Below are 22329 nucleotides of genomic sequence, written 5' to 3' on the forward strand. Positions count from 1 at the left end.
TCCGGCGCAGAGGTTTAATACGCGTCGTCGCCCTTGTGCAGCGCCCTCAGGCGTTGGCGATGTACTGGCCGCCATTCACGGTCATCACGGCACCCGTGACGAAGGCCGCATCCTCGGAGGCGAGATAGGCCACCATGGACGCGATTTCCTCCGCCTTGCCGAGACGGCCGGCCGGGATCGTCGCTATGATGCCCTCGAGCACCTTTTCCGGAACCGCCGCCACCATGTCGGTGTCGATGTAGCCCGGGCAGATACAGTTGACCGTGATGCCCTTGCGCGCGTTCTCCAGCGCAAGCGCCTTGGTGAAGCCGATGACGCCCGCCTTCGCCGCGGAATAGTTCACCTGCCCGATCTGGCCCTTCTGCCCGTTGATCGAGGAGATGTTGACGATGCGCCCGAAGCCGCGCGCGCGCATGCCGTCGATCACCGGGCGCGTCACGAAGAACATGGAATCGAGGTTCGTGCGGATCACCGCCGACCATTGCGCGGCGTCCATCTTGTGGAACCAGCCGTCGCGCGTGATCCCGGCGTTGTTGACGAGCACGTCGACCGGGCCCAGCGCCTCCTCCACCGCCTTGATGCCGGCGGCGCAGGCGTCGTGGTCGCCCACGTCGAACTTGAAGACCTCGATCCCGGTCTCCGCCTTGAACGCGGCCGCCTTCTCGTCGTTGCCGGCGTAGTTCGCCGCCACCTGGAAGCCCGCTGCCTTCAGCCCGCGCGAGATCGCCGCGCCGATGCCCCGCGTGCCGCCCGTCACCAATGCCGTCCGTGCCATGCCTCGACCCCTTTGCCGTGTTTGCGTGCCGATCCCTGAACCGTTTACCGGGGCCGGTTGGTCCGGCCTTCATTCCGATCTTCGTGCGAACGGGCCGCGGACGGGCACCCGGGCGCCGTCCGCGTGACCCTCATTCCAACTGCGTCAGCCGCGCTCCACCGTCAGCGCGACCCCCATGCCGCCGCCGATGCACAGCGTGGCGAGGCCCTTCTTCGCGTCGCGGCGCGCCATCTCGTGCAGCAGCGTGACCAGCACGCGGCAGCCGGAGGCGCCGATCGGGTGGCCGATGGCGATGGCGCCGCCGTTGACGTTCACCTTCTCCGGATCCCAGCCCATGTCCTTGTTGACCGCGCAGGCCTGGGCGGCGAAGGCCTCGTTCGCCTCGACCAGGTCGAGGTCGTCGACCGACCAGCCGGCCTTTTCCAGCGCCTTGCGCGACGCCGGGATCGGGCCGGTGCCCATGATCGCCGGGTCGACGCCGGCGGTTGCCCACGACGCGATGCGCGCAAGCGGCGTGAGCCCGCGCCGCGCCGCCTCGTCGGCGCGCATCAGCAGAACCGCAGCGGCCCCGTCGTTGATGCCCGAGGCGTTGGCCGCCGTCACCGTTCCGTCCTTCTCGAACGCCGGGCGCAGCTTGGTCATTGCGTCGAGCGTCGCCCCGTGGCGGATGTATTCGTCGGCGTCCACGACCGTGTCGCCCTTGCGGCCCTTGACCGTCACCGGCGCGATCTCGTCCTGGAACCTGCCTGCCTTCTGAGCGGCTTCGGCCTTGTTCTGCGAGGCGACCGCGAACGTGTCCTGCTGTTCGCGCGTGATCTGCCACTGGCGGGCGACATTCTCCGCGGTCGAGCCCATGTGGTAGCCGTTGAAGGCGTCCCACAGGCCGTCCTTGATCATGGTGTCGACCAGTTTCAGGTCGCCCATCTTCTGACCGGCACGCAGATAGGCGCAGTGCGTCGACAGCGACATGCTCTCCTGGCCGCCCGCGATCACCACATTTGCGTCGCCGCAGGCGATCTGCTGCATGCCGATGGCAACCGCGCGGAGGCCGGAGCCGCACACCTGGTTGATGCCCCATGCCGCCGCCTCCTTCGGCACGCCAGCATTGATCGCGGCCTGGCGTGCCGGGTTCTGGCCCTGGCCCGCGGTCAGCACCTGCCCGAGGATGACCTCGTTCACCTCTTCCGCGGCAACGCCGGCACGCTCCAGCACCGCGCCGATGGCGACGGTGCCGAGGTCGTGGGCAGGCACCGACGCGAACGCGCCGTTGAAGCTGCCGACCGGCGTGCGCGCGGCGCTGACGATGACGATGTCGGACATGGCGTTTCCTCCCTCAGGTGCGGATTGCGCGCCCACCGGGATGGGCCGCGGATGGTTTGTGTGTGTCGGGCGGACTCTAACACGCGCGCAGGTTTGCCGTCGCTGCCCCTCTGCCGCTCACTTAGACGCCGAACCGTGACATGTGCAATGCAGCATTCTACGTAGTCGCCGAAAGTCGCAGGGCCGCGAGGACCGCTCAGCCGCTGCCCAGGTACCGCGCGAGATGGGCCGCGACCCGGCCGTGTACATCCGTCGCCGCGCGACGGCCCGCCACCAGCCCGACGTGACCCGTTTCGACGGTGAACGTCACCGCCCCGGGAATGGTTGCAGCGAGCCCCGCGGCCGCCGCGGGCGGCACGATCACGTCCCGCCCGGCGAGGGCGATCAGCGTGGGCGCGCCGATCTCCGACGGCTCCACGGTGCGGCTCCCGACGCGCCAGCGTCCGCGCGCCGCCATGTCGCGCCCGAAGAAGCCTGCGAGGACATCCGCCGCGGCCGGCATGGCAAGCGGCACCGGCGTACCCGCCCATACCTCCAGCCGGGCAACGCGGCGCGCCTGGGCGTCGCCCGGTGCAGCCTCGGCCAGCAGGCGGTAGCGGTCGAGCGCGCGCGTCGGCTGGAACGCCGCCATCAGCCACGCCACAACCTCCCCCGGCAGCAATCCCGGCGGCACGGGCCGCCCCTCCGGCCACATGGCGCAGGCGACATCCGCCAAGGCCGCCAGCCAGTCCGGCCGGTCCGCCGTCGCGGTCCACAAGGGCGCGAGCAGGGCAAGCGCATCCGGCCTGCCCCTGGGGTGCGCTGCGGCAGCGGCCGCCAGCGTACCCCCGAGGCAATAGCCGAGCAGCCCTGCGCGCCCGCCTCCGAGATCCCGCGCCCTTGCGAGTGCGGGCAGGATGCAGGTCTCCACGTGCGCCGCGAGGTCGAGCCCAGCCTCGCCGATACCGGGCCGCCCCCAGTCGAGCAGGAGCGGACGCAGGCCCGCAGCCCGGATCGCCTCGATCAGGCTGTCGCCGGGTGCGAGATCCAGGATGCGGGCGCTGTTTATGAGCGACGGCACGATCAGGACCGGCACGCCCTCGCCGCCATGATCGAGGAGACGCGCAGGTCCCCGCTGCCAGAGCACGGGACGGGGTGGCGTTGGAGGCAGGCTGCCAAGCTCGGCAAGCCGGGACATGCCCGCGACATGGGTCAGCGTCCGCGATGCAGCCTCGCCGATGACGGCCGCCCGGAACGCATCGTGCCCCACGCCGCCGATATCGGCGGCAAGGCGGCGCGCGTCCTCGTCGAGACCTTCCTGCCAGGGAAAGCCCGGCCCCGCCGCCATGGGCGCCGCCATGGCCGCAAGCATCGGCCAGACCCCCGCCAGCATTGCTGCCGCCGGGAGAAGCTGGGCCGGCACTTCGGGCGCGTCAGTCATCGCGCGCCTCGTCTGCCCCTCGTGTCCGCCGGGCGGCGATGCGCTCGACATTCTCCGCAAAGAGATCGTGGTACCGGCGGGCAACCTCCTGGGGGTCGGGGACGGCGCCGCTGCCGCGCGCGGTGCGCGCGGTGCTCTCGGCGTCGCCGTCGGGCGGAGTGCGGCGTTGGGGCATGGGGTCCGTTCGCTGGCGCAGCAGGATGTCTCTGCCGCGGAAGACTAGACGTTCGGGCCGCGCGCTTCATCCCCGTATTTCCCCCGTGCCCGGCGTACAGCGATGCTGCGCTTGCGAGAGCCGCCGCAATGCGCATAAGCTTCCCGCAACGCGGTCTGCGGCAACGCAACAAGAAGGACCATGCCCGTCGGGGCATCGGCATCCGTATCGAGGGTGGAATTCGGTTGTGAGCGCACAGAAGACGAAAGACGGCGAGCCGGTCATCATCAAGAAGTATGCGAACCGGCGCCTCTACAACACCGCCACGTCGAGCTACGTGACACTGGATCATCTTTGCCAGATGGTGAAGGACGGTGTCGATTTCGTCGTCTATGACGCGAAGACGTCGGAAGACATCACCCGCTCGGTGCTGACCCAGATCATCTTCGAGGAAGAGGCGAAGGGGGAGAACCTTCTGCCCATCCGCTTCCTGCGCCAGCTCATCCAGTTCTACGGCGACAATCTGCAGGCCGTCGTACCCGGCTACCTCGAGGCCAGCATCGACACCTTCGCCCGCCACCAGGAGCAGATGCGCCAGCAGCTCAGCAGCGCATTCGGCGGCGCGGGATTGCCCTTCAAGCAGATGGAAGAGATGACGCGGCAGAACATGGCGATGGTGGAGCGCGCCATGGCGATGTTCTCACCCTTTGCTGCCAAGGGACAGACACAGGCGCCGAAGGCGGACGAACCGGCCGGGGAGGCGGAGCCGCCCCGCTCGGACGACCTGCGGGAACTGCGCGCCCAGATCGCCGAGATGCAGGAGCAGCTGAAGTCGCTGGCGAAGAAGCCGGACTGACGGTGCTGGCCGCAGCCGTGGTCAGCGCGCCACGTTGCGCGGCGTGCTGATCAGCGTTTCCGGCGTGGCCGGGCGTCCGAGTTCGGGCTTGCCGTATAGGAAGCCCTGCAGATAGTCGACGCCCATGCCGGCCAGGACCTGCGCTTCTTCCGGCTCGCCCACCATCTCGCCCACGACCTTCACGTTGAAGTTCCGTGCAAGGTCCATCAGCGCGCGCACGAAGACGCGGTTGTCGGGCTGCTGGTGGATGCCGCGGATGAAGGTGCCGTCGATCTTCACGAGGTCGACCGGAACGGCCTTGAGGTTGCGGAACGAGGTGTAGCCCGCCCCGAAATCGTCGATCGCCACGCCACAGCCCAGTTCGCGCAGCGCTGCGACGAACCGCACGGAATCCTCGATGTCGTGGATCGCGATCGTCTCGGTGATCTCCACCGTCAGCCGGGGCGCGACCTCGCGGTGCGCACGCACGAGGTCGATGAAGCGGCGCAGCCAGTTCACGTCCATAGCGGTCATGCCGGATACGTTGATCGTCGTGGTCAGCGTCGGCAGTTCATGCAAGGTCTCGATGGCCAGTTCCGCCACCCGGCGATCGATCAGCCGGACGAGCCCCAGTTTCTCCGCCACCGGAATGAACTCCGCCGCCGGGATCGGCGTGCCGTCGGACTTCATCAGGCGCGCGAGGCACTCGTAGAAACGCCGCTCGCCGGTCCGGGCATCCACGATGGGCTGGAAGGCAAGCTGCATCCGGCCTTCCTTGAGCGCCGAAAGGATCTGGTTCGCGACGGAGATGTTGCGCTTGCGGCCCGACTGGACCTGGAAGTTCGCCTGGTAGGGAACGAAGGTGTCGCGGCCCGCGTGCTTGGCCTGGTCGAGGGCTTCCTCGGCGAAGGAGATGGCGTCGTGCGTCGTCCGCGCGAAGCCGGGCAGGGACACGCCGCCGATCGAGACGGTGGCGGAAACCGGGCCGGCGCGCGTCTCGAACACCTCGTCGCGGATCACCGCCAGCAGGCGTTCGGCCGCCCGCGGCATGTCGGCTTCGCCGCAGTCCGGCAGGATCACGCCGAACTTCGCGCTGCCGACGCGCCCGAGGATGTCGCCGGCGCGCAGCACGCCTTCGAGGCGGCGGCAGATGGCGACGATCATCTCGTCGGCCACGTCGAACCCATAGGCCTCGTTGACGCGCGTCAGATTGTCGATGGCAATGATGAAGAAGGCGCACGGCGCCTTGAACCGCAGCGCGTAGGCCAGCACGTGCGCCAGCCGTTCGCGCAGCCGCGTACGGTTCAGAAGGCCCGTCAGATCGTCGTTGGACGCGAGATAGTCGAGCCGCGCCTCGCGCCGCTTGCGGTCGCTGACGTTGCGCAGGACGCCGCGCAGCGACCCCTTCTCGCCGGGTCCGGCCGTCCAGATCAGCCGCTCCTCCAGCCACAGCGGCTGGCGGGAGGTGGATTGGAACCGGTATTCGAGTTCGAGCGACGCACCGCTCGCCTGCATCTCGGCGATCTGTGCCGGGCGGGCCAGACGGGCCGCATCCTCGACACGCCCAAGGAAGCCTTCGCCCGTTGCGATCAGGTCCGCGTCGTCCAGCGCCAGCAACTCCCGCACGCCAGGCGTCCAGGCGATTTCGTCCGTATCGAGGTTCCAGCAATAGGCCGCCTCACCCAGGCGCGGCATGGTGGCGGCGAGCCATTCGCCCCCGGCCTGCGCGGGATCAGCCGATGCAACCGGGCTTTCTGCCTTGTCCGACACGCGCCTTGGACCCCTTCTCTCCGTACCGGGACCGGAAGGCGCGCGCCGCAGACGCGCACCCTGTCCGGGCTCCACTCATACGCGGGGACCGCTAAAGGGACGGTTAATGCGTGTTTGCCATTCAGCAGGACGCGGCGACGGGCCCTACCAACCGAGCGCGGCACCGTCCTTGCGCGGGTCGGAACCGCCGATCAGCGCGCCGCGGGCATGGTCGATCCAGATCGCCTGGCCGCCTCCCCACGGATTGTCGGGGCGTCCGATGGGATGGCCCTTCGCCGCCAGCTGGTCGGCCACGTGATCGTCGATGCCGCGTTCCAGTTCCAGCCGGCCTGCGACATGGAAGCTGCGGGCGTGGTCGATCGCCTCCTGCACGTCCATGCCGTAATCGACGATGTTGGTGGCGACGTGGACGTGGCCCACGGGCTGATAGGCCCCGCCCATGACGCCGTAGCACATGACCGCGCGGCCATCCTGCATCAGCATGGCGGGAATGATGGTGTGCAACGGCCGTTTGCCGCCCTGCAGCACGTTGGGGTGCCCTTCCTCAAGCCGGAAACCCGCGCCGCGGTTCTGGAAGTTCACGCCCGTTCCCGGATCGGCGAAGCCCGACCCGAACTGGAAATAGATCGAGTTGATGAAGGACACGGCGTTCAGGTCGCGGTCGACCACCGAGACATAGACCGTGTCGCGGTAGATCGGCCCGGTAAAGGGCGCGATACCGGTCATCGCCCGCTCCATGTCGATGCGGGCGCGCATCTCGTCGGCCAGCCGGTCGCTCAGCAGGTGATCCATCGGCACCGCGGCGAAGTCCGGGTCGGCCACGTGGCCGTCGCGCACGTCGAAGGCGAGACGGGCGGCCTCCGCCTCCAGATGGATGCGGTCGGCGCCCGACGGGTCGAGCGCGGCGAGGTCGAAGCCCTCCAGCGTCTTCAGCATCATCAGCGCCGTCACGCCATGTCCGTTCGGCGGCAGTTCCGCAAGCTGGTAGCCACGGTAGGAGGTACGGACCGGCTCGACCCAGGTCGCCTCGGTCGCCGCGAAATCGTCGAGCGTGTGCACCCCGCCATGGGCACGCAGGAAGGCGACCATGCTTTGCGCCACCTCGCCCTCGTAGAAGCCTGCACGCCCCTTCTCCGCGATCGCGCGCAGCGTCCGGGCAAGCCGCGGGAAGCGCACGATGTCGCCGCACGCGGGCGCGGCGCCGCCCGGCAGCAGCACGTCCGCCCCGCCCGCCTGGCGCCTGAGCCGCGCCTCGCCCAGCTTCCAGTCGCGCGCCACGCGCGGCGAGACCGGGAAGCCCTCCTCGGCATGGGCGATCGCGGGTGCCAGCAGGTCACCGAGCGCCATCGTGCCGTGCGCCGCGATCAGCCGCTCCCAGGCGTCCACCGCGCCGGGGACGGTCACCGAGTGGATGGAGTCGATGGAGATGGTCTCCATCCCCTCTGCGCGCAGCGCCGCGGCGTCGGCTGCCCTGGGCGCGCGGCCCGACCCGTTGAGGCCGATCAGCCGGTTCCCGCCGCCGGGCGCGGCGAGCACGAAGCAGTCGCCGCCCACACCCGTCGACATGGGCTCGACCACGCACAGCACGGCGCTCGCCGCGACAGCCGCATCGTATGCATTTCCGCCGCGGCGCAGCACGTCGACGGCGGCCAGCGCCGCAAGGGGATGAGACGTCGCGCACATGCCGTTGCGCGCATGGACGGTTGATCGGCCCGGGAGATGAAGATCGCGCATGATGCGTGGCTGTCCTCGGCGGTGACGGGGGCGGATGACTGCATCCTGAAGTATCCGGCGCCCCCGGGCACGGCAAGGCGCTTTGCAGCCGGCGGGAACGGCCTGCAACTCTTGCAATAGTCGTTGCGATGGCGTCTCATTCCCCGCGTGTGTCCGGCAGGAGATTCTGTCCGGGACGTCAGCTCACATTTCGACCAGGGGGAACGCACCTCATGAGCAGCTACAGCATCGAGACGATCGAGGGTATCGGCCCGGCCTTCGGAGCCAAGCTGAAGACCGCGGGCATCACAACGACCGGAGCGCTGCTCAAGGCCGGTGCAGACCCGAAGGGCCGCAAGGCACTCGCGGAGAAGACCGGCATCGACGAGGCGAAGATCCGCGACTGGTGCAACATGGCCGACCTCATGCGCATCAAGGGCGTGGGCGAGGAGTATTCGGAACTGCTCGAGAAGGCCGGCGTCGACACGGTCAAGGAACTGCGCAACCGCAAGGCCGACAACCTGCACGCCAAGATGGCGGAGGTGAACGCGGCCAGGAAGCTCGTGCGCCAGCTTCCCTCCCTGAAGCAGGTCGAATCGTGGGTTGCCCAGGCGAAGGAACTGCCGCCGACCATGACCTACTGAGCGGACCTCTGGCGTCACTGACGCCCCCGTCATAATGTGAAAAGGCCGCCCCGGAAGAGGGCGGCCTTTTCTGCTCGGGGAGGGGCGGACTCATGACAGCAGGACGCATGACCGCAGGCGCGGTCATGTCGCTCGCGGTCCTTGGCGGGACGGTGGGCGCAAACATGGGCGCGTCTGCGGCGGACCTCGACCGCGGCGCGTATCTGGCGCAGATCATGGATTGCGGCGGCTGCCACACGCCGGGTGTGCTGGCAGGAACGCCGGACATGACGCGCGCGCTCGCCGGATCGGAAATCGGCTTCGAGATTCCGGGCCTCGGTATCTTCTACCCGCCGAACCTGACCCCGGACGCGGCCACCGGCCTCGGGTCCTGGACGGCGGAGCAGATGGTGACGGCGATCACGACGGGCGTGCGGCCCGACGGGCGCATCCTTGCCCCGATCATGCCCTATCACGCCTATTCCGCGCTGACGCCGGACGATGCGGCGGCTCTCGTCGCCTATCTGCGGACGCTCGCGCCGGTCAGCAACCAGGTCCCGTCTCCTGTCGGGCCGGAGGGGAAAGCGGTCGCGCCCTACCTCGGCCCGAAGACGCCGTGACGGCCTAGCGCCCGCGGAACAGGCCGCCCAGGATGCCGCGCACGATCTGCCGGCCGAGCTGGGTACCGATGCTTCGGGCGACCGATTTCATCATGGCCTCGCCGGTGCTCTGCCTCCGGGAGGAGGAGGTACGCGCCGTCGTGCGCTTCGGCGGCAGGTCGACGTCGTAGCGGCGGCGTTCGGCGGTACTGCGCTCCACCTCCTGCGCCCGGGCCTCCGTCTCCGCCACCTGCTTTGCCCGCGCCTCGAGCATTTCCGAGGCCGACACGCGGTCGATCGTGGTGTCGTAGCGCCCGGCGACGGGGGAATGGCCAATCGTTTCCGTCCGCTCCGCCGCGCTGACGGGGCCGAGGCGCGACGATGGCGGCCGGATCAGCGTGCGGTCGACGATGCCGGGGATACCCTTGGCCTCGAGCGTGGAGACGAGCGCCTCGCCCACGCCCAGTTCGGTGATGACATCCGCGACCTTGAAGGCCGGGTTCGGGCGGAACGTCTCGGCCGCCGCGCGCACCGCCTTCTGGTCGCGCGGGGTGAAGGCGCGCAGCGCGTGCTGCACCCGGTTGCCGAGCTGGCCCAGCACCGTGTCCGGCACGTCGATGGGATTCTGCGTCACGAAATAGACGCCTACCCCCTTCGACCGTATGAGGCGCACCACTTGCTCCACCTTGTCAACGAGCGCGGCGGGCGCATCGTCGAACAGCAGGTGCGCCTCGTCGAAGAAGAAGACGAGCTTCGGCTTGTCCGGGTCGCCCACCTCCGGCAGGTCCTCGAACAGTTCCGACAGGAGCCACAGCAGGAAGGTCGCGTAGAGGCGGGGGCTCTGCATCAGGCGGTCGGCGGCGAGGATCGAGACGACGCCGCGCCCGTCCTGCGTCGTGCGCATGAGATCGGCGAGTTCGAGCGCCGGCTCCCCGAAGAAGTGCGCCGCGCCCTGGTTCTCGAGCACCAGCAGGCGGCGCTGGATCGCGCCCACGCTCGCCGCCGAGACATTGCCATAGGTCGTGGTCAGGCTGGCCGCGTTCTCCGCCACGTGCTGCAGAAGCGCGCGCAGGTCCTTCAGGTCGAGCAGCAGGAGACCCTGCTCGTCGGCGACGCGGAAGGCGATGTTCAGCACGCCTTCCTGCGTGTCGTTGAGGTCGAGCAGGCGCGACAGCAGCAGCGGGCCCATCTCGCTGATCGTCGTGCGGATCGGGTGCCCCTGCTCCCCGAACAGGTCCCAGAAGACGACCGGGAAGGCGTCGAAGCCATAGTCGTCGAGGCCGATCGTCTTCGCCCGCTCGACAAGCTTGGGCGCCACCTTGTCCTCGGGCTTTCCGGCGCGCGACAGGCCGGCGAGGTCGCCCTTCACGTCCGCCATGAAGACCGGCACGCCCGCCGCCGAGAACCCTTCCGCCATGATCTGCAGGCTGACGGTCTTGCCGGTGCCCGTGGCGCCTGCGATCAGCCCGTGCCGGTTGGCGTATTTCAGCGCCAGCGCCTGAACCTTCTCGCCGCGCCCCAGATAGATCGTGCCGTCGCCCATGCCTTGCCGTTCCCTCCGCTCGCTCAACTCACTGGATAGCCGGAAACGGGCCGTGCATCCAGCGTCAGGCGGCGGGGTCGCGCGGCAGCATCCGGTTGAGGCCCATCGCCCCCTCGAGATGGCGGGCCGCGGTCAGGATCCCGGCCTCTCCCATGCGCGGGCCGACGATCTGCAGGCCCACGGGCAAGCCGTCCTTCGTCAGTCCCGCTGGCACCGAGGCGGCCGGGCAACTCGTCACCGAGATCGCGAAGGTGATCGCCAGCCAGTCCACATAATTGTCGAAGCGGTGTCCTTCGACCTCCTCCACGTAGCGCGTCTCGACCGCGAAGGGCGGCACGACGGCGGCAGGCGCGAGCAGCACGTCATAGGTCTCGAAGAAGCGCGCCATCTCGTGCCACACCCGGCCGCGGGCGAGTTCCGCCTGGCCGATCTCCTCCGCCGTGAGCTTCAGGCCGCGCTCGATGTTCCAGACGATATCGGGTTTCAGCATGTCGCGCCGGTCGCGGTAATGCTCCGCCATCTCGGCGGCGAACCACAGCGCGCGCAGCGTCTGGAACGCATCCTTCGCGCCGGTCAGATCGGGCGAGACCTCTTCCACGACCGCGCCCATCTCCTGGAACCGCCGGGCGGCGGCGGCGCAGATCTCGCGCACCTCCGACGATACGGGACCGAGGCCGAGGTCCGGGCTGAACGCCACGCGCTTCGGCGGCGCGCCGGTGCGCACGGCCTCCAGCACGGTGCGGCCCGGTGCGGGCAGGGACAGCGGATCGTCGGCGTGCGGATGGCTCATGGCGTCGAGCAGAAGCGCCACGTCCTCCACCGACCTGCCCATCGGCCCCTCGACGAACAGCGGGCTGAACGGCTGCGGCACGGGTGCGCGCGGCACCCGGCCCGGTGTCGTGCGCAGGCCGACGATGCCGTTGAAGCTCGCCGGCGTCCTGAGCGAACCGCCGAGGTCGGAGCCGGTCGCGCCCCACACCTCGCCCGCCGCCAGCGCCGCCGCCGACCCGCCAGAGGAACCGGCGACCGACATGGCGGTGTTCCATGGGTTGCGGGTGCGCCCGAACACCTCGTTGAAGGTGCTGGCGCCCGCCCCAAACTCTGGCGTGTTCGACTTGGCGACGACGATGCCGCCCTGGTCTTCGAGCGTGGAGACGAGCGCGTCGCTCTTTGCCGGAACGTGATCCCTGAAGATCGGCGAGCCCCAGGTGGTGCGCACGCCCGCGACCGGGTTCAGGTCCTTGACCGCGATCGGCAGGCCGCACAGCAGCCCCTCCCGCGCGGTCCCGGCCATGATGCGGCGGGCATGGTCGCGCGCCCGGTCGAGGCACAGGGTCGGCAGCGCGTTGATCGCGGGCTCCACCGCCGCGATGCGGGCCGCCACCGCCTCGACGAGGTCGAGGGGGCTCACTTCGCGCGCGATCAGCAGGTCGCGCACGGTGACGGCACTCAGCCGGATCAGATCGTCGCCCGCGTATCCCATGTTCCATCCTCCCTGCGATGGTCGAAGCGCCACCCGCCGCCCGCACCCGCGCCAAGATGCGCGGCAAGCCAGGCGAGCGCGGCGGCGGTCTCTTCCGCCCACCCCCAGGGAGGATTGACGGCCAGCAGGGCCGCAGATGCAAGCCCCGCCGCACGCGGGTCCGTGTCGCGCACCAGTTCTGCGATGGCGATCTCGCGCTGCGCGGCGTCGGCGGCCGCCGCCTCGAAGGCGCGCGCGGCGTCGCGGTCCTTGACCGGATACCAGACGAGAAAGACACCCGTCGGCCAGCGCCGCACCGCCTGCGCCAGGCGCCTCGAAAGCGTCTGGAACTCTCGCCGGTCCTCGAAGGGCGGGTCGATCAGCACCAGCCCCCGCCGCTCCGGCGGCGGCACGAGGCTGAGGAGCGCCGCCCAGCCGTCCTCGGCGCGCACCTCCACCCCGCGGCGCCCACGCATCAGGGCGGAGAGCGCCGCCGCCTCCCCCTCCTGCCGCTCCACGAAGACCGCGCGATCCTGCGGCCGCAGCCGGTCCGCCACGAGCAGTGGCGAGCCCGGATAGACCGTCAGCCCATCGGCGTTCAACGCTGCGACCGCATCGGCCAGACGGCGCACGGCTGCGGGCAGGTCCGCCCCCTCGCGCGCGGCGGCCATCACGCGCGCGATGCCGTCTTTCCATTCGGGGCTGCGCGCGGCTTCGGCGCTATCGAGTTCGTAGCGGCCGCGCCCGGCGTGGGTGTCGAGCACGCAGAGCGGCTTGTCCTTCGCGCCCATGCGGTCGAGCGCGGAGAGCAGTCCCGCATGCTTCAGCACATCGGCGAAATTGCCCGCGTGGAAGGCGTGGCGGTAATTCACTGCGCGGACCCGGAACGCCCGTCGCCGCCCGGCAGGCGCGACAGCGCCTCTGCAAGCTGCGCCCGGCCGGGCGCCCCCTCCTCCAGCGTGTCGAGCAGGCGGCCCCAATAGCCGCGGACGGCATCGAAGTCCTCGGCAGCCGCGGCACGGCGGCCGAGATGCCACAAGGCAGGCCGGCTTTCCGGATCGGCGTCGAGCGCGGAACGGAAGGCCGCCGCGGCCTCGTCCGTCACCTCGCCCTGGGCGACCGTCACGAGCGTCTCGCCATATTCGGCGAGCAGGTCGGGCGCGGGCCCCTGCTGCAGTGCGAGCGCGCGCCGGTAGGCTTCGACCGCGGCGTCCGGCTCTTGCAGCGCGAGGCGGGTCCGGGCGAGCAGCAGCCAGCCGGTTTGCTCGCCCGGATGCTCGGCAAGCCGCGCCTCGATCCGTTCCGCCAGTTGCACAACCTCCTCGCGGCTGGCAGCGCCCGGGTCTTCGGCGACGCGGGTGGCAAAGGGCTGCGCAGGCAAGCCGGGGGCGCCAAGCCACAGATAGCCGCCCACGGCGACAACAGGCACAAGCGCCATCACGGCGCCAGCCACGGCACGATGCATGCGCCCATGGCCGGCGGGCGCACGCCCCTCGCCCCCGCCGGCCTCCGACGCGGCCAGCAGGCGGCGGCCGATCTCGGCACGCGCCTCGGCAGCCTCGCGCTCGGAGACAAGACCCGCCGCCCTGTCACGCTCCACCTGGGCGATCTGATCGCGATAGACCTCGGCGCTGCTTGCATCGTGCGCACGCACATGGGCCTCGCGCCGCCGCAACGGCACCAGGAGAGCCGCCACCGCGCCCAGTGTCATCAGGGCGGCAAGCAGTACGAACAGCAGGGTCGAAACGCTCATCGGGGCACTCCACGACGCCAAACGCGCGCACCCTACCCGCGCGCGCCCGCGAAGGGTAGTGTCAGGACGCCGCGGCCCGCCCCTTTGCGCAGGCCCTCCTGCAACGGACCGTCAGCGCGCCTGGGTGCCCCGGATGTCGGCCAGCGTCTTCGCGGGCAGGATCGCCTCCGGGTCCAGCCTGATCTCCACGATCGCCGGTCCGCCGCTGTCGAGCGCGCGCCGGAAGGCGGGGGCGAACTCCTCCGTCCGCACCACCGTCTCGCCATGGCCGCCATAGGCACGGGCGAGCGCGGCAAAATCCGGATTCGTCAGCTCCGTCGCGCTGACCCGGCCGGGATAGGCCTTCTCCTGGTGCATGCGGATCGTGCCGTACATGGAATTGTTGACGACCACGGTGACGAGGCCCAGCCCGTACCGCGCCGCGGTCGCCATTTCCTGCCCGGTCATCAGGAAGCAGCCGTCGCCCGCGAAATTGACCACGGTCCGCTCCGGCGCGATGCGCTTTGCGCCGACCGCGGCAGGCAGGCCGTAGCCCATCGACCCACTGGTCGGCGCAAGCTGCGTGCGCCAGTGCCGGAAGCGGTGGAAGCGGTGGACCCAGGCGGTGTAGTTGCCGGCCCCGTTGGAGACGATGGCATCCTCCGGCACCATCTCGCCCACGGTGCGCACGACCTCGGCCATCTGCACGGGACCTGCGTTCGGCACCGGCTGCGACCAGGCGAGGAAGCCCGCGCGTGCCGCCTTCGTCCGCTCCGCCCAGAGACGCGCGCGCGGCGGAGCGAGGTTCGCCAGCGCCGCCGTCATCGCCTTCGCGCCCGCCGCGAGCCCGAGCGCGGGGCGGTAGACATGGCCGATCTCGTCGGCCGAGGCGTGGGCGTGTATCAGCACCTGCTGGGGATCGGGCGGGGTGACGAGCGTGTAGCCCGAGGTCGTCATCTCCCCCAGCCGCGCGCCGAGGACGAGCAGGACGTCGGCATCCCGCACCCGGGCGGCGAGCTGCGGGTCGATGCCGATGCCGACGTGGCCGGCATAGGACGCGCTGTCGCCGGACATGTAGTCCTGGCAGCGCAGCGACAGGCCGACGGGCAGTTCCCACGCTTCGGCGAAGGCGCGCAGGTCGCGGGCGGCATTGCCGTCCCAGCCGCCGCCTCCCGCGATCACGAAGGGCCGTTCGGCGCGCGAGAGCAGGTCGGCCAGCGTGTCCATGTCCGCGCTCGCCGGGTGCGCCGCGACCGGGCGGGCCGGGCGCACGTCGCTCACCTCCGCATGCTCGCGCAGCATGTCCTCCGGCAGCGCCAGCACGACCGGGCCCGGCCGGCCCGAGACGGCGATGTGGAAGGCGCGGCTCACATATTCGGGCACGCGGGCAGGGTCGTCGATCTCGGCCGCCCACTTGGCCAGCGGGCCGAACATGGCGCGGTAGTCGACCTCCTGGAATGCTTCCCGGTCGCGCTGATCGCGGCCGACCTGACCGATGAACAGGATCATCGGCGTGGAGTCCTGGAAGGCGATGTGCACGCCCGCGCTCGCATTGGTCGCGCCCGGACCGCGGGTGACGAACGCGATGCCGGGCTTGCCGGTCATCTTGCCCGCCGCCTCGGCCATGATGGCCGCGCCGCTTTCGTGGCGGCAGACGGTCACGCCGATGTCGCGGCCCACGAAGGCGTCGAGCACGGCGAGGAAGCTCTCGCCCGGCACGCAGAAGGCGTGGTCGGCGCCGTGGCCGATCAGCGCGTCGACAAGGATCTCGGCGCCGGTGCGCGCGGGTTTCGTCATTTCATCCCCCTTGTGCTGGCCCATTGGCGGGCCGGTTCGGGCGGTCTGGCCGCCTCTTCAGGATACCCGCGGACGGCGGCTTACCGCCCGCGCAGGCCGGTCAGCTCCAGTCGGGCCGCGGGATCGCGCGGTGCGCAGCCCTGAGCGCCTCCGACCAGCTGTCGCTGATCATGCGGAAATAGGCGTCGTCCTCCATGATCCGCCGGCGCAGTTCCACCTGCGCCGCGTCGCGCCGGATTACCAGAAGGTCGATCGGCATGCCGACGGTCAGGTTCGAACGCAGCGTCGAATCCATGGAAATGAGCGCGAGCTTCACCCCGTCGTAGATGTCGGTGTCGAAGGTCACGGCGCGGTCGAGAATCGGCTTGCCGTACTTGTGCTCGCCGATCTGCAGGAAGGGCGTGTCCGCCGTCGCCTCGATGAAATTGCCGGCCGCGTAGATCTGGAAGAGGCGCATGGTCCGCCCCGCGATCTGCCCGCCGAGCAGCAGGGACACGTCGAAGGGCACGCCCTGTTCCTTCAGCGCCTCGCCGTCGATCCGGAAGGCCTCGCGCACCGCGCGCCCGACAAGCTGGGCGGCGCGGAACATGGTCGGCACGCTCATCAGCGTTTCCACCTTGCCGGTCGCCTCGTCCTCCAGCCCCTCGGCCAGCATGTTCACGATCGCCTGGCTGAGGGCGAGATTGCCCGCCGTCAGCATGGCCATCACCCGCTCGCCCGGCTTCTCGAACAGGTGCATCTTGCCGAAGGTCGAGATGTGGTCGACGCCTGCATTCGTTCGCGTGTCTGACAGCAGGACAAGGCCGTCGCGAAGATGCAGCGCAACGCAATAGGTCATGGCGGAAGCTCCTGCACGGGCAGGGGCGGCCGGTACGCGGCCGCTGGGAAGAGACGAGATCACGGGACTGGCCCTGCGCGACCGAAAACACTTATCGGACAAGGCCAATAGCGCAAACGCGAACGCCGCGCCAGCGGGGCCTTGCGCAACCCACCCCCACGCCGGCACCTACATCAGGAAGAACCGTCGGATCTCGCTGTCGAGCCGCGCCGTCCGGTTGATGTAGTCGGTCAGCACCTCGTGCAGGCCGGCCGTGAAGATGTCGTCGATCCGGGCGTACTTCAGCCGCGCGTGCAGCTCCGACGCCAGCCGGTGCGGCTCCCCGCCGCGTGTGTTCATCTCGCCGGTCAGAAGGTCCAGGTTGACCACGATCTGGTCGAAGGAGGCCCGCATGGAACGCGGCATCTCCGGCCGCAGCACCAGAAGTTCCGCCACGTTCCACGGCTTGATGCGGTCCTTGTAGACCCAGTGATAGGCCCTGAGCGCCGAAACCGCCCGCAGAAGCGCCGTCCAGTGGTGATAGTCCAGCGCGCCGCCCACGGGCTCGTGGCTCGGCAGCAGCACATGGTATTTCACGTCGAGGATCCGCGCGGTGTCGTCGGCCCGCTCCACATAGGTCCCGAGCTGCGTGAAGTAATAGGCGTCCGAGCGCAGCATCGTGTTCTTGTAGGCGCCGTTGAACTGCAGCGCGCGCCGCTTGGCCCAGTCGAGCACGCGGGCAATGCCGGTCTGGGTGAAGTCGGCGTCGCCGAGCGCCTGCGCCTCGAGCCAGGTCTCGTTGACGGCGTCCCACATGTCCTTGGTCAGCGCGGTGCGCACCGCGCGCGCGTTTGCCCGCGCGGTCGAGATGCAGGACAGGATGCTCGAGGGGTTGTCCGGGTCGCGCGCGAGATAGGGGATGACGCCGTCGGCGCTGAGCGGGCGGCCGGTCGCGCGGAACCCGGGCTCGCAGCCGGTTGCGATCAGGGTCGATGTCCACTCCGAATCGCGCGAGGTCCCGCTCATGCTGCCCATGCGCAGGCCGACCTCGAGCATCCGCGCCACGAAATCCATCCGCTCGACATAGCGGGCGAGCCAGTAGAGGCTGTTTGCGGTCCGGCTCAGCATCACGCACCCTCCCCGGCGGACAGGCTCCGCGGGCTCAGGACCCAGGTGTCCTTTGTGCCGCCGCCCTGGCTGGAATTGACGACGAGCGAACCTTCGCGCAGCGCGACGCGCGTAAGGCCGCCCGGCACGATGTTCACCTCCTCGCCCACCAGCACGAAGGGGCGCAGGTCGACGTGGCGGGGCGCGACCCCGCTGTCGACGAACGTCGGGCATGTCGACAGCGCGAGCGTCGGCTGCGCGATGTAGTCGTGCGGGCGCGCCTTGAGCTGGGCGGCGAACGCCTCCCGCTCCGCCTTGGAGGCGGTCGGACCGACAAGCATCCCGTAGCCGCCCGAACCATGCACCATCTTCACCACCAGCTGGTCCAGATTGTCGAGGACATGGGACAGTTCGTCCGGCTTGGCGCAGTTCCAGGTCGGCACGTTCTTCAGGATCGGCTCCTCGCCGAGATAGAAGCGCACCATCTCCGGCACGTACATGTAGACGGCCTTGTCGTCGGCGATGCCCGCGCCCACGGCGTTGGCGACCGTGACGTTGCCCTTCGCATAGGCGTCGACGAGGCCCGGCACGCCCAGCACCGACTCCGGCTTGAAGACGCGCGGATCGAGGTAATCGTCGTCGATCCGGCGGTAGATCACGTCCACGCGCTTCGGACCCGACGTCGTGCGCATGTAGACGATGTCGCCCTCGACGAAGAGGTCGGGCCCCTCGACCAGTTCCACGCCCATCTCGTCGGCGAGAAAGGAGTGCTCGTAATAGGCCGAGTTGTAGGAACCGGGCGTCAGCAGCGCGACCGTCGGCTCGTGGTCGCAGTTGCGCGGCGCGACCGTACGCAGTGTCTCCAGCAATTGCTCGGGATAATGCGAAACCGGCTCGATCAGGTTGCGGGCGAACAGTTCCGGGAACAGGCGCATCATCACCTCCCGGTTCTCGATCATGTAGGAGACGCCGGAGGGGGTGCGGCAATTGTCTTCGAGCACGTAGAACTCGTCGGCCCCCGTGCGCACCATGTCGATACCCGCGATGTGCGTGTAGACGCGGCGGGGCACCTCCAGCCCCTTCATGACAGGCAGGAAGCTCGGGTTTCCGTAGACGAGCGCCTCCGGCACGTGGCCCGCGCGCACGATCTCGCGGTCGTGGTAGACGTCGTGGAGGAACGCGTTGAGCGCCTTCACGCGCTGTTCGAGGCCGCGCTGCAGCAGGGCCCATTCGGACGCATCCAGCACCCGCGGGATGATGTCGAAGGGGATCAGCCGCTCCGGGTCGCCGCCCTCGGTGTAGACGGCGAAGGTGATGCCGATGCGGCGAAAGAGATGCTCCGCCTCCGCCCGCTTCAGGCGAACGACATCGGGAGGCATCGCCTCCAGCCAGCGCCGCACCATCTCATACTGCGGACGGCAGGCGTCGCCCCACCCCCCCATCTCGTCGAAGACGTGTGCCACCCTGCTTCTCCGCTTCTGACCGGCTTTTCGCACTGCAACAGCTTGGAGCCCGCCAAGGTTGCAGGTCAAGTAGCTGGGCGAAGGCAGGGCAGGGCCGCGGTCGTCTCAGACCCCCGACCGGGTGCAGTGCAGGTCGCGGATCCTGCCGTCGTCGAGGCCGTAGCACCATCCGTGGACATTCAGGTCCTGGCCGCGCGCCCAGGCGTCGAGCACGATCGGCGTCTCGCAGACCGAGCGCACCTGGTCGATCACGTTCAGTTCGCACAGCCGGTTGTGACGCGCTGCCGCATCGAGGGGGGACAGCTCGGCCTCGTTCCGCGTGGCAATTTCCTGGATGGGACGCAACCAGTAGTCGATGAGCCCATGACGCCGCCCGTCGACCGCGGCATGAACGCCGCCGCACCCGTAGTGCCCGCAGACGATGACGTGCCGGACCTTCAGCACCTCGACCGCGAACTGAAGCGTGGACAGCACGTTGATGTCCGCCCGGTGCACGACATTGGCCACGTTGCGGTGCACGAACACCTCGCCCGGCGCCAGGCCGGTGATCACGTTCGCCGGCACACGGCTGTCGGAACAGCCGATCCAGAAGTATTCCGGCGTCTGCAGCTTGGACAGGGCGGCAAAGTAATCCGGCTGCTCCGCGATCCGTTCCGCGGCCCAGTCGGCGTTCCGCTTGAGCAGATGTTCGATCATGCGCCCTTTCCCACGGCGGCCACTCTCACCCTGCATGCGCTTATGGACCGCTCCCGGCGAGGCATCAATCCTCGGACGCCCCGAGGCGCCATGCAACCCCGCCATGCGGAGGGGGCAAGGGGGGAACCGCATCCCCGCTGCAGTCGTTGTTCTTCATCAACCCTTCATGCAGACGAGAGGAGGCCCCCATGTCGCAGGACATGCCCCGCAAGCCATTCGATCTTGCCGATGCCAAGCTCGATCCGACCGGACATTTCGACCACCCGCGAGAGGTTCTCGCCAGGGACGACCTGAGCCTTCAGGACCGCGCCGACATCCTCAGCCAATGGGAGCGCGAGGCCTACCAGCTGCAGGTTGCCGCGGGCGAGAACATGGCCGGGGGCGAGGCAGACATGCTGCGCGACGTGCGCCTTGCGCGGCGCGAACTGGAGGGCGGCGCGGGCTGAACCGCGGCGTCTGCCTTCGGCGGACCAGGGCGGCGGTGCCGGTACGGCACCGCCTTTTTCATGCCGCGGGCGCGCCCGGTGCCGCAGTCACTGACGTTCCTCGCGGTCGCGGGGATCGTTGCGCACCATGTTGGAGACGAGCGCCATGACAAGACCGACAAGCAGCGCATAGACCGCGATCTGGGCCAGCGCGACGGGCTGGTCCGCAAGCCCCCCCATACCGAGGATTGCCGCGACGAGGACGGCGGCGAGGCACATCAGGATCCAGATCACATTGCCCTCCCTTCCGTTTCGTTCAGATACCCTCCGACAACGCACCGGGCGGGGAGCGGTTCCGCGGTCCAGGGGCCCCGCTCAGGCAGGCTGGGCCGTCGATTCGAAGAAAAGGGCCTGGCTGACCGCCGCGCGCACCGTGTCCGTGTGAAACGGTTTGGTGATGAGGAACGTCGGTTCCGGACGCTCACCTGTCAGCAGCCGGTCCGGATAGGCCGTGATGAAGATCACCGGCACTTCGAACTCGCCAAGGATATCGTGCACCGCGTCGATGCCCGAGGAACCGTCGGCAAGCTGGATGTCGGCCAGGACGAGGCCCGGACGCTCCGAGCGCGCCATCGTCACCGCGTCGCGGCGGGTCGCGGCAACGCCCACGATGTCATGGCCGAGCCCGCGCACGATCGACTCGATGTCCATGGCGATGATCGGCTCGTCCTCGATGATGAGGACGCGGGTCGCGACCTGGCGGTCGATCTCTGCGATGGCGTCTCGCAGGAGTGCGCCCACCACGTCTTCGTCCACGTCGAGGACGAAGGCCGCGTCGGCATGACCGAATCCTTCCAGCGCCGTGAGCAGCAACGCCTGCCGCGAGCGCGGGGTCAATGCGGACAATCGCCTGTTTGCGCGCGCCTCGCGTGCCGCCGGCGCCGTGGCGGCCGGCTCCGGCACCTCCACACGGGCCGTATCCCAGATCGCGTGCAAAAGCCGGTAGAGGCCGAGGCGTGCATCCGTAACGGCCGGGAAGACGTCGGGACTTGCAACGATCGCCTCGAGGACCGCGGCCACATAAGCGTCACCGCTGTCCTGCCGGCCGGTCAGCGCCCGGGCATAGCGCCGCAGATAGGGCAGGTGCGGCGCGATCTTCTGTGCGAGAGACATCGGGTATCCCCCCTCGAGGGTTGCTGTTCGGGTTCGATCCTGACCTGTCAACGCGCGCCTGCGCGATTCCGTTCCCGGCCGGGAACCATTTCCCCCGGGATGCGTTAGGCTATCGGTTCACCGCGACCCGCCGATGTCACCGGCGGACAGATTGGGCAGGCAGGACGGCATGACGCAAAACGAACGGCATGGAGCATCGGGAGAGCGCACGCCGCACCGCGCCGAGCGCTCCGGCAAGGAAGAGCTGATCGCCCGCCAGCTTCGGCAGGTCTACGGGCAGGTCGCCGACGAACCGATTCCCGAGCGCTTCCTCGATCTTCTGAAGCAGATCGAAGAGCAGGAAGGCAGGGCCGGCCGATGACAGACATCACGGTCCGGGACGAGATCATTGCGCTGCTGCCCAACCTGCGCGCCTTCGCCCGCTCGCTGGCGCACGATCCCGCGCGCGCCGACGACCTCGTGCAGGACACTCTCGTCAAGGCGCTGTCCAACCTCGACAAGTTCCGTGACGGGACGAACCTGAAGGCCTGGCTCTTCACGATCCTGCGGAACACCTTCTATTCCGACGGGCGGCGGCGTTGGCGCGAAGTGGCCGACAGCGACGGCGAACATGCACGCAAGCTGGCCTCGCGGCCGGCACAGCTCGATGCGATGGATCTCAGCGATTTCTCGCAGGCATTGGCGGAAATCGGCGACGAGCAGCGCGAGGCCCTGATCCTCGTCGCTGCCTCGGGATTTTCCTACGAGGAGGCGGCCGAGATCTGCGGTTGCGCCGTGGGCACCGTGAAAAGCCGCGTCAACCGCGCGCGCCAGCGGCTGGTCGAGAGCCTCGGCCTGGACCCGGAGAGCGATCTCGGCGACGACGGGACGATGGAGGCCGCGGTCGCCGCCGCGTCCGTCTGACG

23 protein-coding genes are annotated in these 22329 nt (G+C 69.4%); 6 read left to right on the forward strand and 17 right to left on the reverse strand.

Annotation, left to right across the window (positions count from 1 at the left end; genetic code table 11):
• Window positions 1–46: 46 nt before the first annotated feature.
• The 4 genes from phbB to NJQ99_RS07995 all read right to left on the reverse strand — a co-directional run bounded on the left by phbB (window position 47) and on the right by NJQ99_RS07995 (window position 3690).
• On the reverse strand, window positions 47–775 hold the full coding sequence (gene phbB, locus NJQ99_RS07980) for an acetoacetyl-CoA reductase (protein WP_269332302.1): 729 nt from the start codon (window positions 773–775) through the stop codon (window positions 47–49).
• 144 nt (window positions 776–919) lie between these two features.
• Complete coding sequence (locus NJQ99_RS07985; protein ID WP_269332303.1) at window positions 920–2095, reverse strand: acetyl-CoA C-acetyltransferase; 1176 nt, start codon at window positions 2093–2095, stop codon at window positions 920–922.
• Window positions 2096–2291: 196 nt separating this feature from the next.
• Window positions 2292–3515: an alpha/beta fold hydrolase gene (locus NJQ99_RS07990; RefSeq protein ID WP_269332304.1), complete on the reverse strand. Its 1224-nt coding sequence runs from the start codon at window positions 3513–3515 to the stop codon at window positions 2292–2294.
• A complete protein-coding gene (locus tag NJQ99_RS07995) occupies window positions 3508–3690 on the reverse strand; it encodes a hypothetical protein (protein ID WP_269332305.1) in 183 nt (60 codons plus the stop codon). The genes NJQ99_RS07990 and NJQ99_RS07995 overlap by 8 nt, the downstream gene beginning before the upstream one ends.
• A gap of 226 nt (window positions 3691–3916) precedes the next feature.
• On the opposite strand from NJQ99_RS07995, the gene phaR reads away from it, so the two are divergent.
• Window positions 3917–4525, forward strand: a complete 609-nt coding sequence (phaR, locus tag NJQ99_RS08000; protein ID WP_269332306.1) for a polyhydroxyalkanoate synthesis repressor PhaR — start codon at window positions 3917–3919, stop codon at window positions 4523–4525.
• 21 nt (window positions 4526–4546) lie between these two features.
• Here phaR and NJQ99_RS08005 read toward each other — a convergent pair whose 3' ends face one another.
• Together NJQ99_RS08005 and ggt are read right to left on the reverse strand one after the other, a co-directional pair.
• Window positions 4547–6274 carry a putative bifunctional diguanylate cyclase/phosphodiesterase gene (locus tag NJQ99_RS08005; protein WP_269332307.1) on the reverse strand — a complete coding sequence of 576 codons (1728 nt, stop codon included), beginning with the start codon at window positions 6272–6274 and terminating at the stop codon, window positions 4547–4549.
• Between the two features lie 144 nt (window positions 6275–6418).
• Complete coding sequence (gene ggt / locus NJQ99_RS08010; protein ID WP_269332308.1) at window positions 6419–8008, reverse strand: gamma-glutamyltransferase; 1590 nt, start codon at window positions 8006–8008, stop codon at window positions 6419–6421.
• 212 nt (window positions 8009–8220) lie between these two features.
• On the opposite strand from ggt, the gene NJQ99_RS08015 reads away from it, so the two are divergent.
• Together NJQ99_RS08015 and NJQ99_RS08020 are read left to right on the forward strand one after the other, a co-directional pair.
• Entirely contained in the window at window positions 8221–8631 is a 411-nt protein-coding gene (locus tag NJQ99_RS08015; RefSeq protein WP_269332309.1) for a DUF4332 domain-containing protein, read from the forward strand.
• 92 nt (window positions 8632–8723) lie between these two features.
• The gene (locus NJQ99_RS08020) at window positions 8724–9230 is read left to right on the forward strand and encodes a c-type cytochrome (protein WP_331283292.1); all 507 of its coding nucleotides are present in this window, start codon (window positions 8724–8726) and stop codon (window positions 9228–9230) included.
• Between the two features lie 4 nt (window positions 9231–9234).
• Here the strand turns inward: NJQ99_RS08020 and NJQ99_RS08025 are convergent, their stop codons facing one another.
• The 9 genes from NJQ99_RS08025 to NJQ99_RS08065 form a co-directional block, all read right to left on the reverse strand.
• Entirely contained in the window at window positions 9235–10752 is a 1518-nt protein-coding gene (locus tag NJQ99_RS08025; RefSeq protein ID WP_269332310.1) for a helicase HerA-like C-terminal domain-containing protein, read from the reverse strand.
• Between the two features lie 64 nt (window positions 10753–10816).
• Complete coding sequence (locus NJQ99_RS08030; protein ID WP_269332311.1) at window positions 10817–12235, reverse strand: amidase; 1419 nt, start codon at window positions 12233–12235, stop codon at window positions 10817–10819.
• Window positions 12211–13086, reverse strand: a complete 876-nt coding sequence (locus NJQ99_RS08035; RefSeq protein ID WP_269332312.1) for a 23S rRNA (adenine(2030)-N(6))-methyltransferase RlmJ — start codon at window positions 13084–13086, stop codon at window positions 12211–12213. Before NJQ99_RS08035 ends, NJQ99_RS08030 begins: the two co-directional genes overlap by 25 nt.
• The gene (ccmI, locus tag NJQ99_RS08040; RefSeq protein ID WP_269332313.1) at window positions 13083–13967 is read right to left on the reverse strand and encodes a c-type cytochrome biogenesis protein CcmI; all 885 of its coding nucleotides are present in this window, start codon (window positions 13965–13967) and stop codon (window positions 13083–13085) included. The genes NJQ99_RS08035 and ccmI overlap by 4 nt, the downstream gene beginning before the upstream one ends.
• 111 nt (window positions 13968–14078) lie before the next feature.
• Window positions 14079–15743 carry a thiamine pyrophosphate-binding protein gene (locus NJQ99_RS08045; protein ID WP_269332314.1) on the reverse strand — a complete coding sequence of 555 codons (1665 nt, stop codon included), beginning with the start codon at window positions 15741–15743 and terminating at the stop codon, window positions 14079–14081.
• A gap of 100 nt (window positions 15744–15843) precedes the next feature.
• Window positions 15844–16581: a proteasome-type protease gene (locus tag NJQ99_RS08050; RefSeq protein ID WP_269332315.1), complete on the reverse strand. Its 738-nt coding sequence runs from the start codon at window positions 16579–16581 to the stop codon at window positions 15844–15846.
• 168 nt (window positions 16582–16749) lie between these two features.
• Window positions 16750–17688 carry an alpha-E domain-containing protein gene (locus NJQ99_RS08055; protein ID WP_269332316.1) on the reverse strand — a complete coding sequence of 313 codons (939 nt, stop codon included), beginning with the start codon at window positions 17686–17688 and terminating at the stop codon, window positions 16750–16752.
• Window positions 17688–19130 carry a circularly permuted type 2 ATP-grasp protein gene (locus tag NJQ99_RS08060; RefSeq protein WP_331283293.1) on the reverse strand — a complete coding sequence of 481 codons (1443 nt, stop codon included), beginning with the start codon at window positions 19128–19130 and terminating at the stop codon, window positions 17688–17690. Before NJQ99_RS08060 ends, NJQ99_RS08055 begins: the two co-directional genes overlap by 1 nt.
• Window positions 19131–19235: 105 nt before the next feature.
• Complete coding sequence (locus tag NJQ99_RS08065) at window positions 19236–19826, reverse strand: carbonic anhydrase (protein WP_269332317.1); 591 nt, start codon at window positions 19824–19826, stop codon at window positions 19236–19238.
• Between the two features lie 188 nt (window positions 19827–20014).
• On the opposite strand from NJQ99_RS08065, the gene NJQ99_RS08070 reads away from it, so the two are divergent.
• A complete protein-coding gene (locus NJQ99_RS08070) occupies window positions 20015–20272 on the forward strand; it encodes a hypothetical protein (protein ID WP_269332318.1) in 258 nt (85 codons plus the stop codon).
• Between the two features lie 87 nt (window positions 20273–20359).
• Here the strand turns inward: NJQ99_RS08070 and NJQ99_RS08075 are convergent, their stop codons facing one another.
• Entirely contained in the window at window positions 20360–20545 is a 186-nt protein-coding gene (locus tag NJQ99_RS08075) for a DUF1328 domain-containing protein (protein ID WP_269332319.1), read from the reverse strand.
• Window positions 20546–20626: 81 nt separating this feature from the next.
• Window positions 20627–21424, reverse strand: coding sequence for a response regulator (locus tag NJQ99_RS08080; protein WP_269332320.1), 798 nt, complete (start codon window positions 21422–21424; stop codon window positions 20627–20629).
• A 169-nt stretch (window positions 21425–21593) separates the two neighbouring features.
• Here NJQ99_RS08080 and NJQ99_RS08085 point away from each other — a divergent pair, with 169 nt between their 5' ends.
• Together NJQ99_RS08085 and NJQ99_RS08090 are read left to right on the forward strand one after the other, a co-directional pair.
• Window positions 21594–21785, forward strand: a complete 192-nt coding sequence (locus tag NJQ99_RS08085; RefSeq protein WP_269332321.1) for a NepR family anti-sigma factor — start codon at window positions 21594–21596, stop codon at window positions 21783–21785.
• Window positions 21782–22327, forward strand: a complete 546-nt coding sequence (locus NJQ99_RS08090) for a sigma-70 family RNA polymerase sigma factor (RefSeq protein WP_269332322.1) — start codon at window positions 21782–21784, stop codon at window positions 22325–22327. Before NJQ99_RS08085 ends, NJQ99_RS08090 begins: the two co-directional genes overlap by 4 nt.
• Window positions 22328–22329: the final 2 nt, after the last annotated feature.

The organism is Futiania mangrovi (assembly GCF_024158125.1).
In the GTDB taxonomy this organism is placed as follows: domain Bacteria; phylum Pseudomonadota; class Alphaproteobacteria; order Futianiales; family Futianiaceae; genus Futiania; species Futiania mangrovi.

What these genes read in the sequence shown, in the direction of transcription:
- NJQ99_RS07995 (WP_269332305.1), bottom strand. Translation starts at nt 3,690, where the DNA reads ATGCCCCAACGCCGCACTCCGCCCGACGGCGACGCCGAGAGCACCGCG.
- ccmI (WP_269332313.1), bottom strand. Translation starts at nt 13,967, where the DNA reads ATGAGCGTTTCGACCCTGCTGTTCGTACTGCTTGCCGCCCTGATGACA.
- NJQ99_RS08080 (WP_269332320.1), bottom strand. Translation starts at nt 21,424, where the DNA reads ATGTCTCTCGCACAGAAGATCGCGCCGCACCTGCCCTATCTGCGGCGC.
- NJQ99_RS08085 (WP_269332321.1), top strand. Translation starts at nt 21,594, where the DNA reads ATGACGCAAAACGAACGGCATGGAGCATCGGGAGAGCGCACGCCGCAC.
- NJQ99_RS08020 (WP_331283292.1), top strand. Translation starts at nt 8,724, where the DNA reads ATGACAGCAGGACGCATGACCGCAGGCGCGGTCATGTCGCTCGCGGTC.
- NJQ99_RS08065 (WP_269332317.1), bottom strand. Translation starts at nt 19,826, where the DNA reads ATGATCGAACATCTGCTCAAGCGGAACGCCGACTGGGCCGCGGAACGG.
- NJQ99_RS08045 (WP_269332314.1), bottom strand. Translation starts at nt 15,743, where the DNA reads ATGACGAAACCCGCGCGCACCGGCGCCGAGATCCTTGTCGACGCGCTG.
- NJQ99_RS08070 (WP_269332318.1), top strand. Translation starts at nt 20,015, where the DNA reads ATGTCGCAGGACATGCCCCGCAAGCCATTCGATCTTGCCGATGCCAAG.
- NJQ99_RS08050 (WP_269332315.1), bottom strand. Translation starts at nt 16,581, where the DNA reads ATGACCTATTGCGTTGCGCTGCATCTTCGCGACGGCCTTGTCCTGCTG.
- NJQ99_RS07985 (WP_269332303.1), bottom strand. Translation starts at nt 2,095, where the DNA reads ATGTCCGACATCGTCATCGTCAGCGCCGCGCGCACGCCGGTCGGCAGC.
- NJQ99_RS08090 (WP_269332322.1), top strand. Translation starts at nt 21,782, where the DNA reads ATGACAGACATCACGGTCCGGGACGAGATCATTGCGCTGCTGCCCAAC.
- NJQ99_RS08055 (WP_269332316.1), bottom strand. Translation starts at nt 17,688, where the DNA reads ATGCTGAGCCGGACCGCAAACAGCCTCTACTGGCTCGCCCGCTATGTC.
- NJQ99_RS08030 (WP_269332311.1), bottom strand. Translation starts at nt 12,235, where the DNA reads ATGGGATACGCGGGCGACGATCTGATCCGGCTGAGTGCCGTCACCGTG.
- ggt (WP_269332308.1), bottom strand. Translation starts at nt 8,008, where the DNA reads ATGCGCGATCTTCATCTCCCGGGCCGATCAACCGTCCATGCGCGCAAC.
- NJQ99_RS08015 (WP_269332309.1), top strand. Translation starts at nt 8,221, where the DNA reads ATGAGCAGCTACAGCATCGAGACGATCGAGGGTATCGGCCCGGCCTTC.
- NJQ99_RS08025 (WP_269332310.1), bottom strand. Translation starts at nt 10,752, where the DNA reads ATGGGCGACGGCACGATCTATCTGGGGCGCGGCGAGAAGGTTCAGGCG.
- phbB (WP_269332302.1), bottom strand. Translation starts at nt 775, where the DNA reads ATGGCACGGACGGCATTGGTGACGGGCGGCACGCGGGGCATCGGCGCG.
- NJQ99_RS07990 (WP_269332304.1), bottom strand. Translation starts at nt 3,515, where the DNA reads ATGACTGACGCGCCCGAAGTGCCGGCCCAGCTTCTCCCGGCGGCAGCA.